Annotated in this window: 16 protein-coding genes; 8 read left to right on the top strand and 8 right to left on the bottom strand. The window is 61.3% G+C overall.

Going from position 1 to position 14809, the window contains the following annotated elements:
* Positions 1-62: 62 nt before the first annotated feature.
* The 7 genes from IRI77_RS28405 (at position 63) to IRI77_RS28375 (ending at position 7601) form a co-directional block, all read left to right on the top strand.
* Complete coding sequence (locus tag IRI77_RS28405; RefSeq protein WP_228486362.1) at positions 63-1001, top strand: LysR substrate-binding domain-containing protein; 939 nt, start codon at positions 63-65, stop codon at positions 999-1001.
* 34 nt (positions 1002-1035) lie between these two features.
* Entirely contained in the window at positions 1036-1593 is a 558-nt protein-coding gene (locus IRI77_RS28400) for a CbrC family protein (protein WP_194448348.1), read from the top strand.
* 144 nt (positions 1594-1737) lie between these two features.
* On the top strand, positions 1738-2733 hold the full coding sequence (locus IRI77_RS28395) for a hypothetical protein (RefSeq protein WP_194448347.1): 996 nt from the start codon (positions 1738-1740) through the stop codon (positions 2731-2733).
* A gap of 76 nt (positions 2734-2809) precedes the next feature.
* Positions 2810-3208 (top strand): hypothetical protein, encoded by a 399-nt coding sequence (locus IRI77_RS28390; protein ID WP_194448346.1) that lies wholly within the window; start codon positions 2810-2812, stop codon positions 3206-3208.
* 25 nt (positions 3209-3233) lie between these two features.
* On the top strand, positions 3234-3833 hold the full coding sequence (locus IRI77_RS28385; RefSeq protein WP_194448345.1) for a hypothetical protein: 600 nt from the start codon (positions 3234-3236) through the stop codon (positions 3831-3833).
* Between the two features lies 1 nt (position 3834).
* Positions 3835-4632 carry a hypothetical protein gene (locus IRI77_RS28380; RefSeq protein ID WP_194448344.1) on the top strand — a complete coding sequence of 266 codons (798 nt, stop codon included), beginning with the start codon at positions 3835-3837 and terminating at the stop codon, positions 4630-4632.
* A gap of 230 nt (positions 4633-4862) precedes the next feature.
* Positions 4863-7601 carry a bifunctional acetate--CoA ligase family protein/GNAT family N-acetyltransferase gene (locus tag IRI77_RS28375; protein ID WP_194448343.1) on the top strand — a complete coding sequence of 913 codons (2739 nt, stop codon included), beginning with the start codon at positions 4863-4865 and terminating at the stop codon, positions 7599-7601.
* A 3-nt stretch (positions 7602-7604) separates the two neighbouring features.
* On the opposite strand, the gene IRI77_RS28370 is transcribed toward IRI77_RS28375, so the two are convergent.
* From IRI77_RS28370 to IRI77_RS28355, 4 genes are all read right to left on the bottom strand, one after another.
* Positions 7605-8003, bottom strand: coding sequence for a PAAR domain-containing protein (locus IRI77_RS28370; RefSeq protein ID WP_228486361.1), 399 nt, complete (start codon positions 8001-8003; stop codon positions 7605-7607).
* 99 nt (positions 8004-8102) lie between these two features.
* Positions 8103-9113 (bottom strand): dTDP-glucose 4,6-dehydratase, encoded by a 1011-nt coding sequence (gene rfbB, locus IRI77_RS28365; RefSeq protein ID WP_194448341.1) that lies wholly within the window; start codon positions 9111-9113, stop codon positions 8103-8105.
* Positions 9110-9658, bottom strand: a complete 549-nt coding sequence (locus IRI77_RS28360; protein WP_194448340.1) for a dTDP-4-dehydrorhamnose 3,5-epimerase family protein — start codon at positions 9656-9658, stop codon at positions 9110-9112. The genes rfbB and IRI77_RS28360 overlap by 4 nt, the downstream gene beginning before the upstream one ends.
* Positions 9655-10383 carry a sugar phosphate nucleotidyltransferase gene (locus tag IRI77_RS28355; protein ID WP_194448339.1) on the bottom strand — a complete coding sequence of 243 codons (729 nt, stop codon included), beginning with the start codon at positions 10381-10383 and terminating at the stop codon, positions 9655-9657. The genes IRI77_RS28360 and IRI77_RS28355 overlap by 4 nt, the downstream gene beginning before the upstream one ends.
* Positions 10384-10441: 58 nt before the next feature.
* Between IRI77_RS28355 and IRI77_RS28350 the strand changes: the two genes are divergently transcribed.
* The gene (locus IRI77_RS28350; RefSeq protein ID WP_228486360.1) at positions 10442-10798 is read left to right on the top strand and encodes a cupin domain-containing protein; all 357 of its coding nucleotides are present in this window, start codon (positions 10442-10444) and stop codon (positions 10796-10798) included.
* Here the strand turns inward: IRI77_RS28350 and IRI77_RS28345 are convergent.
* The 4 genes from IRI77_RS28345 to IRI77_RS28330 form a co-directional block, all read right to left on the bottom strand.
* Complete coding sequence (locus IRI77_RS28345) at positions 10795-11658, bottom strand: hypothetical protein (RefSeq protein WP_194448338.1); 864 nt, start codon at positions 11656-11658, stop codon at positions 10795-10797. The two genes, IRI77_RS28350 and IRI77_RS28345, sit on opposite strands and share 4 nt — an antisense overlap.
* 47 nt (positions 11659-11705) lie before the next feature.
* The gene (locus IRI77_RS28340; RefSeq protein WP_194448337.1) at positions 11706-12359 is read right to left on the bottom strand and encodes a cytochrome c3 family protein; all 654 of its coding nucleotides are present in this window, start codon (positions 12357-12359) and stop codon (positions 11706-11708) included.
* Positions 12335-13525, bottom strand: coding sequence for a PQQ-dependent sugar dehydrogenase (locus tag IRI77_RS28335; protein ID WP_194448336.1), 1191 nt, complete (start codon positions 13523-13525; stop codon positions 12335-12337). The genes IRI77_RS28340 and IRI77_RS28335 overlap by 25 nt, the downstream gene beginning before the upstream one ends.
* Before the next feature lie 61 nt (positions 13526-13586).
* Positions 13587-14774: a PQQ-dependent sugar dehydrogenase gene (locus IRI77_RS28330; protein ID WP_194448335.1), complete on the bottom strand. Its 1188-nt coding sequence runs from the start codon at positions 14772-14774 to the stop codon at positions 13587-13589.
* Between the last annotated feature and the right edge of the window lie 35 nt (positions 14775-14809).

Raw genomic sequence — 14809 nt, 5'->3', positions numbered from 1 at the left:
ATTTGAATCTAGACAGAAATGATTAGAACTTCCAATATATTATTCATACTCATCGAGACTCTATGCATATCAACAATGGGATCGAACTGCGGCACCTGCGTTACTTCCTGGCAGTAGCGGAGGATCTCCATTTTGGCCAGGCGGCGAAACGCCTGCATATTGCGCAGCCGCCTCTGTCGCAACAGATCCGGCAACTGGAACGGATGCTGGGCCATGCGCTGTTTGTGCGGACCTCGCGATCGGTTGAGCTGACACCGGCGGGCGAGGTCTTGATCGAGCGGGCGCGGCGGACCCTGGCCAAGGTGCAGGAGGACGTGGAGGCAGTTCAGCGGGTTGGACGAGGAGAAGATGGGTCGCTGACGGTAGGGTTCGTTGAATCCGCGATCCTGAGCAGGCTGCCGGCCGTGTTGGGCCGATACCGCTCAGTTTACCCGAAGGTACAGTTACGGTTGCACGAGTTCCATACGCAGCAACTGGTTGACGCCTTGCGAAACGGGTTGGTGGATGTTGGGCTGGCAAGGGACGCGGGGCAAGAGGATTGGCTGCAGGTGGAGCCGGTGGTCATCGAGCCGTTCATTCTGGTGGTGCCCCGGGTGCATCGATTGGCCCGGCAGGAGACGGTGCCCTGGGCGGAGCTGAAGGACGAGCCGTTTGTCTTCTTCGAGCAATCGGCAGGGCAGAAGGCCTGGGACCGCACGATGGAGAACTGCGCACGGTTCGGTTTCCAGCCTCGTATCGTCCAGGCGGCCGAGCAGTGGCTGACGGTGCTGCGACTGGTGGGTGCCGGATTGGGCGTGACCGTGGCCCCAGCCTCGGTGGCGGGCATCGCGCACGCGGATGTTGTGTGCCTGAAGCTGACACCCCAGGGCGGCGCCACGCATCTCGATCTTGTCTGTCGACGCGACGTGAGCAACCCGCTGGTGGGTGGGTTTCGGCGCCTGGTGCTGGAAGGATTCGCTGAGCCGCCTCAAGGCAGTTCGGAAGAATTTCCTATGCCATGAGCGATTCGGCAGCCCGTTTTCGCAGATCCAGTTGATGGAACCAACAACCACTCTCCCGGAATTCAAGTATCATCCGGATCCGGTGGCCACGGGTGTGGTGGTCCGCGATGAAGACGCGCCCTGCCTGTCGTGCAACCGGATTCGAGGGTACATTTATGATGGCCCGGTCACGTCGGAGAAATTCCACCATCTGACGCATTGCCTGTGCCCGTGGTGTATCGCGGACGGTTCAGCCGCGCGGCAGTTCGGGGCTGAGTTCGCTGATTCAGGAACGATGGAGGGAGTTTCGCAGGAGGTCCGCGATGAGATCGCGAAGCGGACGCCGGGCTTCTTCAGTTGGCAGGAAGGGCAGTGGCTGACGTGCTGCGGTGACGGCGCCGAGTTTCTGGGTACGGCGGGAATCGAGGAACTGAAGGCGCAGTTCCCCGATGCGATTGGAGCGGTGCGGCAACACTTGAAGGACGATTTTGACCTTTCGGGCGCTGATCTGAAGGAGTTCATGGCCGCCTTGAGCAAGAACGATCAACCCACCGCTTACATCTTCCGCTGCCGCCAGTGCCGCGAGTACCTCGCATACGTGGACGAGAGCTAAGCCCAGGACGGCTGTCGCTGGCGATGGTTTACCCGGTGGGCTGCATAGCCCCGCTCGCCGGACTTCCGGTTGCTGCAGTAAAGCGGTTTTGAACAACAGTGATTCATGATCGGAATCGCCCGCATACGGCGCTGGTAGGGATGGATGACGAACATCACGGTAGTGCTTCTCGACATTGCCCTGGCTGCGACGCTTGGCTTTCTCGGCCTGATGGTTTACCTGCGAAATCTACCGAGTGGTCCGGAGGGCCCCGTCGGGGCATGGCTGCTGCTGGTGCCACCGCTGTTTCTGCTGGCCGGTGTACTTATCAAGCTCACCGGGTCTGGGATCTTTGACTGGATGCCCGGCGGACGCCTGACAGCCTGGGCGATGGCCGCCGGAACTTGTATCGCGGCAATGGTGACGATGTGGTTCCTGGTGGCTGCCCCGCTTTCGTTGTGGGAGAACCTGGCGGCCCTGGTTCCGTGGCTACTGGTAGCAGGGGGATTCCTGGCTGTGCATGGCGGCACGCAGCCCCCGCAGATTGTGAGATCCCTGGTAGCGGGTGTATTGGGAGTTGGTGGGCTAGCAGGCTGGGCCCTGGTTTTCTGGGGCGTAGGGTTGTACGTTCAGGGTGAGAAGCAGAAGAGCCTCGCCAACCGGGAGCGGGATCGCGCCTGGGAGCAGTCGAGGATTGACGAGTTTCACGCCTTGGGACAGGATGCCGAGCTATGGAAGTACTTCGGCTATATGTATCTGGAGAATGAGACGGAGAAACAGCACTGCCGGGCCCTGATCGCGAGCCGGCCGGATTTGAACCGGAAGCTGGTGGAGTATCTCGGCTCCCCGACCCTGCAGTCCTCCGTAGTCAACTATATTGCGGATATCTACGAGCATCCTCCCGCGGCTTTGGCTGCGGACTATGGGCTGTTCCTGGAGAGGCAATTGTCGAGCTGGCGCCCCGTGCTTGACGATACGCCAACCCCCTACGACCGGCGGCGTGAGCTGTCGCCCATGTTCCAAGCCGCGGCCCGGCTGGAAGCGGCGGGCGGGGACCTGACCGGCCCATTGACGGCATGGCGGGACTACCTGCACACGCTGAAGGGGTTGAACGATCTGGAGGAAGAGATCAATGTCACGCTGAAGGCGCACGCACATTGAGGTTTTTGCGCGGGGCGTGATCGATTTCGCCGCCATTTCGCGCTGGATTAGACGTTGGAGATATGATTCGGAGGCAATGAACATGGGACTGAACGAACGCCGGAAGATCAAGGAAATGCAGGAAGTGACCCTGCCAGGGCGGGTGAAGGAGATCGAGGAGATCTGTGGAGCACCGATCCCCTATCAGGTGGACTGGGAGAGCATGGCGGATGACGGCCAGGCGCTGAACTTCGTGGACAACATCTCGTGCCACCGCCTGAACATGGCCTTGCGCATGATCTGCCAGGATGACATGGGCAAGCAAGCCGTGCGGGAAGGATTGAAAGAGGTGAAGCTGAAGAATGTGAAGGACCGCGAGTCCATGTCGCTGAGCTTCACTGGCGGCGTCCTGGAGATGCACTGCGCGTATGCGCTGGGCGCGGGCGGCATGTTCAGCGACGGAGAGATCCGGCAATTGCTGGAACAGCGCCTGTAACAGGATGCGACGGGGAATCGTGCTGATGATGCTTCTCTCGGGCGTTGCGATGCGGGCGCAGGACCTGGCCGGGCACTACGTGTTGCGCGGTGGACATGAGGTGGGGTCGGAGCTGCTTCTAAAACCGGATGGCCGGTTTGAGTACATGCTGGCCTACGGCGCGGCGGATTACGCGGCCAAGGGATCGTGGAAGCGGCAGGAAGGGGCAATTGTGCTCAACACGCAGGCTCCGGACCTGCCGCCCTTCCGGATGCTGAAGAGCGAATCGAGCAAAGAGGAATTCTCGCGGGTTTGGGTGAAGGCGGCGAACGGGCAACCGGTGCCGCACATCCGGGTCGCGGTGAAGGCGGAAGACGGTGTGAAGGAAGGCAAGACCTCGAACGAGGGAGCGGCGCTGTTTCCAAGGTCCGGCCAGGTTCGGGAGGTGAGGTTCTCAGTCCCCGTGTACGGACTGGAAGCCGGCCCCTTTCGTCTCGATCCCGCGCAGAACGAATACTACTTCGAAATCAACGGCGAATCGATTACAACGGTCCGGTTCAAGGAAGAAAAGTTGGCGATCGACGGCAAAGACCTCATTCTGCGCTTCTGGGGCGGCGACCGCCCCATGCGATACGAGAGGCAATGACATGGATATCCGCAAGAGCAAGTTTGTCGAGCCGGACGACACGCAGACCGGGGAATGGATCGATCACCGGGAGGCTTTCTTCTGGCATGACCGGACTCCGCATGAGGTTAAGTTCGAGATCGAGAAGCTGACGGGCACCTTGCTGGTACGAGATCCGGAGCAGACAGAGCGTCTCACCTACGTCGGAGAGACGAATACAGGCGGGGCGACGCGCGTGTTGCGGTTGCGCTTCGAGGCCGTGACACCGCGGCGGCCTTACATGTTCGAGCCCTGGACGGACCCGCGGGAGTACCGCAATCAGTTCACACTGTGGGTTGAGATGGCGGCGCCGCGCCGGTGGGTGAAGGAGGATGCCTTCCAGCGCGATTTGAACCGGGCGTTTGAATACTGGACCTTGCGGTTGCAGTGCGGCTCCGGCGGCAACGGCTGGGCGGACGAGTTGAAGCCGTTATACGACCAGCAGGTCCAGGAGAGCCTGGCCCAGGAAAAGCGTGCGGCGCGGGTGAAGGAAGACCCGAAGGCGATCGCGGCTCTTCAGACAGCGGTGCTCGCGGCACTCCGGAATGGCAAGCGGCTCAGCACGGCACACAAAGAAGGAGGGTCGATTTTCTCCTTCCAGGGAAAGAACTTCGCGCGTGTGGACTACGGTGACGAGCCTGGACGGCGGGAGTTTTCCAGCGACGCGGAGATGGCCCGGGCGCTTCGCGAGTTCTACGACTGGGAGTCTCGGAGAGACTGCTACCCACACCGGCCGCCGGAATTGGAAGTTTGGCGGTACATCCAGCAGCAACTGAGGTAGTGGCGCATCCGAGGCCGGTTCCGCGCCTCAATCCTGAAGTTTTCATCAACATTTAACATGGCGAGCGGCGGCCGAACATTGGCGGCCGATGGCCTATACGATTGAAACCAAGCCACTTGCCTGCGAGGGCCAAAGACTGGCTGCAAGTTAGGGTCTTGCCCTGTACGGCTTATGGAGGGATTATGGATGTGTAGCTCCTATTTAAGCCGTTTCGGATCGGATTAATTGAAATGAAACCCTCGTCAGGCAAGGCCCTCAAGTCCGCTCACGATTTCCTTGGTCACGCGGAGCACCCGCTGGACCCATTCTTCAGACCTAAGAATATCGCTGTCATCGGCGCCACGGAGAACCCGGGCAGCGTCGGGCGGACGACGCTTTGGAATCTGATCAGCACTCCGTTCGGGGGCGCCGTTTTCCCCGTTAACCCTAAGCGGGACAGCGTGTTGGGCATCAAGGCTTACAAGTCGGTCAAGGAGATCCCAGCCGAAGTGGATCTGGCTGTGATCGTCACGCAATCGAAGTTGATCCCCGGCCTGGTGGCCGAATGCGGTGAGATTGGCGTGAAGTCGGCGGTGGTCATCTCGGCGGGCTTCAAGGAAGCCGGCCCCGAAGGCAAGGAATTGGAACGGCAGTTGCTGGTGAACGCGCGAGCGGCCGGCATCCGCATTATTGGACCAAACTGCCTGGGCATCATGGTGCCACCGTCCGGCGTGAACGCCACTTTCGCGGCGGGCATGGCGCGGACTGGCAGTGTGGGCTTCCTGAGCCAGAGCGGCGCGCTTTGCACGGCGGTGCTCGATTGGTCTTTGAAGGAGCAGGTGGGCTTCAGCGCGTTCATGTCGCTGGGCTCGATGTCCGATGTGGGTTGGGGCGACCTGATCTACTACCTGGGCAACGATCCGAAGACACGCTCGATTCTGATTTACATGGAGAGCGTGGGCGATGCTCGATCGTTCCTGTCAGCGGCGCGCGAAGTAGCCTATACGAAGCCGATTATCGTGATCAAGGCCGGACGGACGGCAGCCGGATCGAAAGCAGCGGCGTCGCACACGGGCTCGATGACGGGATCGGACGATGTGCTGGATGTTGCTTTCCAGCGCAGCGGCGTCCTGCGCGTGAAGAACATTTCGGACCTGTTCTATATGGCCGAAGTTCTGGCGAAACAGCCGCGCCCCAAGGGTCCGAGGTTGACCATCCTGACGAACGCCGGCGGCCCGGGCGTACTGGCGGCGGATTCGCTGCTGCTGGGCGGCGGCGAACTGGCGGAGATCTCCCAGCAGACGATCAGCGAGCTGAACGAGTTTCTGCCGGCATCGTGGAGCCATAGCAACCCCATCGATGTGATTGGCGATGCGGGCCCGGAGAGGTATGCGAAGTCGCTGGAAGTCGCGGCCAAGGACCCGAACAGCGATGGCCTGCTGGTGGTTCTGACGCCTCAGGCGATGACGGACTCCACACAGACAGCCCAACTGTTGAAGCCGTATGCGAAGCTGGGCGACAAGCCTGTGATTGCCAGCTGGATGGGCGGTGTGGACGTGGCCGCCGGCGAGCAGATCCTGAATCAGGCGGGCATCCCCACCTTCCCTTATCCGGACACCGCGGCGCGCATGTTCAACTACATGTGGCGCTACGCCAGCAACCTGAAGGCTCTGTATGAGACGCCAAGCTATGCCAAAGACGGCGGCTCAGTAGATTCCGCGGCGGCGAATGCCATTATCCAGCGGGTGCGGGGCGAAGGCCGGACGATCCTGACTGAGTTTGAGTCGAAGGACATTTTGGCGGCCTACGGTATTCCGACGCTGCCTTCGCGGATTGCTTCGACGGAAGACCAGGCGGTGGACGCGGCCGAGTCCATGGGTTACCCCGTGGTGCTGAAGCTGCATTCATTGACCATCACCCATAAGACCGATGTGGGCGGCGTGCAATTGAACCTGAAGACCGCCGATGCGGTGCGCGGAGCCTTCCGGTCGATCCGTGACTCCGTCGCGGCAAAGGTTGGGCTCGAACACTTTAACGGCGTGAACGTCCAGCCCTTCGCAAAGCTGGATGGCTATGAAGTGATCCTGGGCTCGTCGATCGATCCGCAGTTTGGTCCGGTGCTGTTGTTCGGCATGGGCGGCCAGTTGGTGGAAGTGTTCAAAGACCGGGCGCTGGCTCTGCCTCCGCTGAATTCCACCCTGGCTCGGCGCATGATGGAACGGACGAAGATCTACACGGCCTTGAAGGGCGTGCGCGGCCGGGCTCCGGTGGACCTGCCGGGCCTGGAGCAACTGCTGGTGGCCTTCAGCCGGCTGGTGGTGGAGCAGCCCTGGATCAAGGAACTGGACATCAATCCCCTGATGGCGTCGCCGGAACGGCTGCTGGCCCTGGATGCCCGCGTCGTGCTGCATGATCCGGATACGAAGGAAGAAGACCTGCCGAAACCGGCAATCCGGCCGTATCCCGTTCAATATGCGGGGCAATGGACCATGCCGAACGGAGAGACCGTGGCGATCCGGCCGATCCGGCCCGAAGACGAGCCGGAGATGGTGAAGTTCCACGAGTCGCTCTCTGAACGCACGGTTTACCAACGCTATCTGCAGCTGCTCAACCTGAGCCAGCGCACGGCACACGACCGGCTGACGCGAATCTGCTACATCGACTATGCGCGGCAGATGGCGCTGGCCGTGGAACGGACCGATCCGAAGACTGGCGAAGCACGCATCATTGGCGTAGGCCGGCTGCAGGGCCTGATCGATGTCCCCGAAGCGGAATTCTCCATCGTCATCTCGGACGACTTCCAAAAGCTGGGGCTGGGCAGTGAACTACTGAGCCGGCTGATTGCGATTGGCAAGGCGGAAGGGGTGAAGGTGATCACGGCCGACATCCTGGCCGAGAATTCGGCGATGCAGAAGATCAGCGAGCGGGCCGGCTTCAAGCTGAAGCGGGATACGGGCGAGCCGGTGGTGGGCGCCCGGTTGGAGCTCTAGGATCTAGGCAATCGTAGGGGGAGGCAGGCCGACAATACGCTGGGCCTCCCCCTGCAAGTTGCTGATGAGCTTGCCGGGATCCTGCAGTTCTGAAAGAGCAGCCGTATCGAGCTTGGCGGCACCCGGCGCGCCTTCGTTTCCGATTAGCACCGATTCGTAGCCCTCGACAATAATGCCGCCGTGGATGGTGTGGTCACCCAGGCGCGCGGCCGGTAGATTGTTGACGAGGACCGTCGTGGCACCCTCCGCGATGACGTCCGTGGGCCCCTGGCAGATGCATTTGTGGGTCACAGTGGACTGTTTCTGATTGCCCGTGACCACCGTCTCAACGCCCTCGATGATGGGGCCACCAACGTGCCGGGTCGGCGGCATTCCAGGATTCATGGCGTTGCAAATGTGCATGTCCCCAATGCGTGCAGCAGGCTTCCCAGGCATAGCGAATGGTGTCGTCCTTATGAGGGAGTCTAGCGGCCGGGCGGAACGCTGTCAACGGGACGCGGCCTAGCGGCCTAGGTAGTTGCGGTCGTAGTAGCCTTGATACTCTCCGGAACGGACGCGCCGGATCCACTCGGGGTTGTCCTTGTACCACTGGATTGTGCGAGCCAGGCCAACTTCAAAATCGACCAGGGCTTTCCACCCGGTGGCCGTCTCCAGCTTCCCGGTGGTGATGGCATAGCGGCGGTCGTGACCAGGGCGATCGGCGACGGTTTTCATCAGGCTATGCGGCTGGCCAACGGCGTCGAGGATCATCTCGACGACGGCGCGGTTGGGTAGGGCGCGGGATCCGCCGACATTGTAAATCTCGCCGGGCTCGCCTTTCGAAACCACGGCGAAAATGGCCCGGCAGTGATCGTCGACATAGAGCCAATCGCGCACCTGCATGCCGTCGCCATAGATGGGGAGCGATTTCCCCTCCAGGGCGTTGGAGATCATCAACGGGATCAACTTCTCGGGGAACTGGAACGGCCCGTAGTTGTTCGAGGCGCGAGTGACCATCACCGGGAGATGGAAGGTGGTCCAGTAGGACAGGGCCAGGAGGTCGCTGCCGGCTTTGGAGGCCGAGTAGGGACTGGAAGCGTGCAGTGGGTAGGCTTCATCGGCGTCGTGCGGCTCGTCGATGGAACCGTAGACTTCATCCGTAGAGACATGGAGGAAGCGCGGAGTCTTGGCGGCCCTAGCGGCCTCCAGCATGGAAAAGGTGCCTTTGATGTTGGTTTCGACGAAGGCGGCTGGGCCGAGGATCGAGCGATCGACGTGCGACTCCGCCGCAAAATGCACAATGGCGTCGGGTTGTTCCTCGGACAGCAGGGCTGTGACCAGGGGCGTGTCGCACACATCGCCTTGTACGAAACGATAGCGGGGATCGGCTTCGATCTCCGCCAGATTCTCCAGGTTGCCGGCGTAGGTCAGCTTGTCGAGATTGACCAGCCGTGTGGCCCAGTTCTCGCGCAGAGCCAGGCGAACGAAGGCGGAGCCGATGAAGCCGGCTCCACCGGTAACCAGAAGTCTCATTTGTGCTGCAGCTCCCAGTCGTAGGCGATGCCGGGCTCGTTGTAGGCGATGCGGCCTTCGTCCTTGGGATTATAGAGCCGGTCGGTCAGGTAGACGAGCATGGCGGGCGTGATGCCAATGACTTTGTAGCCGTGGCCGACACCCGGGGGAATCAGAATCCGCCACGGGCGGAGTTGTCCGACATAGAGGGTGTTCTTGAGTCCGAAGGTGGGTGAGTCAGGACGCAGGTCCACCAACGCAACCTGGAACATGCCCTGGGTGACACACCACAGGTCGGTCTGATGCAGGTGAAAGTGGAAGGCCTTGATGGCGCCGTGATAGGTGAGGGCTGCGCTGACCTGGGTAGTGGCGGGCGGAAAATCCGCGCCCAGCCCCTGGGTGAGCCGGGCGATTTCCAGGAAGTAGCCGCGATCGTCGGCCCAGATGGGATGCGGCTCGATGCGAACCCCCTCGATCAGGTCTGTGGAGTCGGGCTGGAAGATCAGCTTGCCGATGCCGGGCTCGCATTTGGGAATCTGGATGGTCGGGATGGTGGTAGAACTCATGCGCTTTTGTGCTTGCTCTGCGATACAAGATTGGCGGCGCGCAACAGGGAGTCGAAGGTACCGGCGTCGGTCCACCAGCCCTCGAGGTAGGAGAAGGTCAATGTGCCTTCGCGGATGTAGGCATTGTTGACGTCGGTAATCTCGAGTTCCCCGCGAGCTGAGGGCTCGAGGGTTTTGATCTTGCTGAAGACCGAGGCATCGTACATGTAGATGCCCGTAACCGCATAGTTTGACCTGGGCTGCTTGGGCTTCTCTTGAATGTTGACGACGTGACCACCGCGTACTTCCGCAACGCCGAAGCGCTCAGGATCATGAACCTCTTTGAGGAGGATCTTCGCGCCGGACTCCTGCTTCCGGAACGCGGCCACCGCCTCTTCGATACCCATCTCGATGATGTTGTCGCCCAGGATGACGCAGATCTGCTCGCCGTCGGCGAAGCGTTCCGCCAGGGCAAGCGCGTCGGCAATGCCGCTCTCGCCCTCCTGATAGGTGTAGTTCAGGCTATTGAGGCCAAATTGGCGGCCATTGCCCAGCAATTGAAGAAAATCGCCCGCGTAATTCCCACCTGTCACGATGAGGATGTCGCGAATACCTGCATTCACCAATGTCTGGATCGGATAGTAGATCATTGGCGAGTCGTAGATGGGCAGCAGGTGTTTGTTGGTGATCTTGGTCAGCGGGAAGAGACGGGTGCCCTTGCCTCCCGCCAGGATAACGCCTTTCATGTCATGCTCCCCGTTGGGCTAAATGCCTATAATCGCTACCATGATACACTAGCCTGCCGTGAGCCTATTCGATTGGAACAGCATCCCGCGCGAGGCAATGACTCCGCTGCTGACGCGCCAGGTGATCCATACGCCGCTGATGACGGTGTCCCGGCTGGACATGAAGGCAGGCGCCGCCGTTCCTGTTCATTCGCATCACAATGAGCAGATAACGACGGTCCAGAGCGGGTGCTTGCGGTTCCTATTGAAGGATGGGCCTATCGTGGTGTCGGCAGGCCAGGTTCTGACGCTCGCTCCGCACGAGACGCATGGCGTGGAAGTGCTGGAGGACAGCGTCGCGATCGACCTGTTCACTCCGCGCCGCGAGGATTGGATCTCCGGCGACGACGCCTACCTGCGGGGCGGCAAGGGCTAACGCAGGGGAAAGACCCAGCGGGGCCCCTCCGGCGTCAGGGCGATGACGTTGTCGCGGTCGTTGAAGAGCTTTAGCACGCGCATCCCTTTGGCGATAGTGGTGCGCCGCCAGGACGAGCCTTCCAGCGACTCCAACACGACGCCGTCCGCATGCCCGATGAAGACACCCTGGGGATGGACCAGAATGGCTCGCGGCTCGTCCAGGGGTTCGAGCCGGTGTTCGATCCAGAGCTGTTTGCGGTCTACCGGGGGCTCATAGGCGACGATTCGCGCGTTTTTGGCGGTCGTTTCGCCCCAGAAGAGCCAGTCGTCCTTCCACATCCCGAACGCCGCGAGAGCGGCCGTGGGCGTGTCGTGGAAAATATTCACCGCGTACAGCCGCCAGTCGACGTCGAGCTGGCCCGGATTCTTGACCCAATAGTTCCCCAGGAAGAGATCGGGCAAGCCGTCGTGATCGACGTCATGCAAAATCATGCCGCCCTGCTGCGAGGCGGTGTAGATGGAGTAGATCTCCTTGTACTCAAAGCCAGGGAGAAGATAGAAGCGCAGCTGTGAATTGAAGTGGGGGATCAGCACGCCCCGCCGGCCGGCCAGGGTGAACTCCAGACAGTCGTGAAAGTCGGTCTCCTTTTCGACAATCCGGGGCCGCCACGATGGTGCCTTGAGGAGAACCAAGGGCGAGGATCCGGGGCGCTGCTGGACCAGCAGGTCGTCCTGGCCATCTCCGTCGACGTCAACGACACAGCCGCCGGGCCCGTAGTCAGATTGATCCTGGATGGTCTTGGGCTTGCCGCCGTCCAGCGGCCACAACTGGAGTTTTGAACCCCAGGTGAGGATAGCGGGCCTGGGATGAGCCACCATCGCGCCGCCTCGGATCTGGGCCTGGAGCGGCGCGAGGAGGAGGAGAACTAGTGGCAGCCCTTGCAGGTGAACTTTCGTCCGTGGCAGGAAGCACACTCCGTTTTGGCCATCTCTTTGCTTGAGTGCTTATCGCCAAATTCCGCCGTATGCGTCGTGGGGCGGAAGTTCGGCACGGAGGCTACGTGGCACTTTTCGCACGAGTCGGGCGGATTGATCTTGTTGTGGCAGACGAGGCAATCGGACATCTGCGGATAGTGCGCCTTCACGATCTTGTCGTGCGGGACATTCTCACTCTCGGCTATGCCGCGATGGCAACCGGTGCAGGCATCCTTGGCAGCCGCGAGTTCGGCGGCGGCCGGCGGATGGGATCCGACGTAGGTCCCATTCTTCACGGCCGCGGCTACAACTGGCGCAATGGAGCCCATCGGCACGTGCTTGGCGTGATTGAACTTCTGGACGCCGATGGGGCGCGGCTCACTGATCTCCACTTCGTCATGGCAGGTGGCGCAGGCGCTCTTATCGGGCAGGTTGTTGTCTTCCGCCTTGGTCGACGTGGTGGCGGTGGTATGGCAGTTCTCGCAGGACGCGACCTGCGTGAGGTGGTACTTGTGTGAGAAAGGCCGTTTCGGAGCGGCGGCCAGAACGGCGACCGCTCCGAACAGGTACAGCAGAACAGTTATTTTGCGTAGGTGATTTTCCACAGCCTATTGCCTCCATCCTCGGAGACCAGGAGGCTGCCATCCTTTGCCGGAAGCACGCCGACGGGACGGCCCCAGACCTCTTTGGAGTTGGGGTCGGACATGAAGCCGCTGAGGAAGTCCTCTTGCGGTCCCGACGGTTTGCCGTTCTTGAAAGGTATGAAGACGACGGAGTAACCGACCCGCGTGGCGCGGTTGGATGAACCGTGGAACGCGAGGAAGGCACCGCCCTGGTACTTCTTCGGGAATTGCTTACCCGTGTAAAAACGCGCGTCCAGGACTGCGACGTGCGCCGGGCTAAGAATGACGTCGGGCACAACGGTTTTCGCCACCAGATCGGGCCGCTGTCCCTTGTTCCGGGGTTCCTCGTTGGGCCCGATATAGGCGTAGGGCCACCCGTAGTACGCGCCGGGCTGGATAGACGTGAAGTAGTCGGGGACGAGATCGTCGCCGAGTCCGTCGCGCTCCTGAACGGATGTCCACAACTTGCCGGAAGTGGGGTTCCAATCCATACCCACAGGGTTGCGGATGCCGCCGGCTACGACTTCGCGCTGCGTTCCATCGGGCTTGTAGCGTAGGATGGCCGCGCGGTATTCCGGATCGCCTGGCGTAATGTTCGATCGCGAGCCGATGCCCATATAGAGCGACTCGCCCTTCTTGTCGAACAACAGGGTGCGGGTCCAGTGGCCCTGGCCTTCGCCCTTCAAGGGAATGATCTCCTCGCCAGCCGCCAGTTCCTGTTTGGCGGAATCGTACTTGTAGCGCTTGATCGAAGTCGCTTCGGCGATGTAAAGGTAACCCTTCCAGATGGCGAGACGGTAAGGGCGGTCGAGGTCACCGACCAGCTTCTTCTTCTCGTCGTCGCTGATCTTGCCGTCCTTGTTGCGATCGGTCAGGGCGTAGACGGCGCCTTTGGCGACACTGTCGGAGACGAGAATCTCACCACCCGGCCCGGAGAGCAGGAAGCGGGGCTTGGAGAAGCCGGAAGCAAACTCGGTGACGTGAAACCCGGCGGGCACCTTCAAGGAGACCCCGTCAGGCTGTTTTACAACCTTGGGGCCATTGCTGGCGGAAGGAGTCTGGTAGGGTGCGGGCAGTTTGGGTGGGTCGGCGGCGGCCGCGGTGGTTCCCAGTGCCGCCGCGATCATCAAAAGAGCAGGAAATTGCATCTCTGCCATTCTACAGGGCGATCTCATCCTGACGTATCTGGCGTAGGCCGGAAGGAGAAGGCTACTTCCTGTAGGAGATGCGCCAGATTTTGTTCCCCCCGTCGTCGGTGACGAGGAGGCTGCCATCCGTCATGGGCAGCAGGCCGACAGGCCGGCCCCAGACGTCCTTGGAGTTGGGATCCGTCATGAAGCCGGAGAGAAAGTCTTCCCGCAGGCCGCTGGGCTTGCCGTCCTTAAAAGGTACAAACACCACGGAGTAGCCGATGCGCTGGGCGCGATTCCAGGAACCGTGAAAGGCCAGGAAGGCGCCGCCCTGATACTTGGCCGGGAACATCTTACCCGTGTAGAAGCGGGCGTCGAGTACGGCCACATGGGCTGGCAGCACGACGTCGGGCACGATCGTGCGGGCCACCAGGTCGGCCCTTTGTCCCTTATTCCGCGGATCTTCATGCGGGCCGATGTAGGAGAACGGCCAACCGTAGAAGCCGCCAGGCTTGATGGAGGTGAAGTAGTCGGGCACCAGATCATCGCCAAGGCCGTCGCGCTCCTGCACTGCGGCCCACAGCGTGTCTGAGCCCGGGTAGAGCGCCAGGCCGATGGGATTTCGGGTCCCGGAAGCAATGATTTCGCGGCCGGTGCCGTCTGGGTTGTAGCGGGAGATGGTGGCGCGGATCTCAGGCTCGCCCGGCGAGACATTGGATTTCGAACCGACGCCCACATAAAACTTCTGACCCTTGCGGTCGAACAGAAGGCTGCGCGTCCAGTGGCCTTCGTCCGCGTCCTTCAGCGAAACAACTTCCTCTCCGGGCCCCAGCCTCACTACCTTGGAATCATACTTGTAGCGCTTGATGGAAGTGACTTCGCCGACGTAGAGGTAGTCTTTCCAGATCGCCAAGCCGAAGGGGCGGTAGAGTTTGTCGATCAGCCGGACCTTTTCGTCCTCTGAGATCTTGCCGTCTTTGTTCCTGTCGACCAGGGCGTAGACGCCGCCCTGGCGGCCGCTTTCGGTGAGCAGGATCTCACCGGAGGGGCCATAGATCATGTACCGCGGCGTGGAGAATCCGGAGGCGTATTCCTCAATGGAAAAGCCGGCGGGCACGGTGAGACGGGCGCCATTGGGCCGGTCGACGACACGAGGCGCATTGGAGGCGGAGGGCGTGTGGTAGGGTGCGGGGAGTTTGGGCGGATCGGCGGCCGTGGCGGAAGCGCCCAGAGCCACCGCAAGCACAACCAGGAGGGAAGTCGTCATTACTTGCATTGTAACGGAGGCAGATTTTCTAACCA

Origin of the sequence: Paludibaculum fermentans (assembly GCF_015277775.1) — a bacterium.
GTDB classification, from domain to species: domain Bacteria; phylum Acidobacteriota; class Terriglobia; order Bryobacterales; family Bryobacteraceae; genus Paludibaculum; species Paludibaculum fermentans.
The sequence above is the reverse complement of the archived record's forward strand: the minus strand, read 5'-3'. Positions and strand labels throughout refer to the sequence as shown.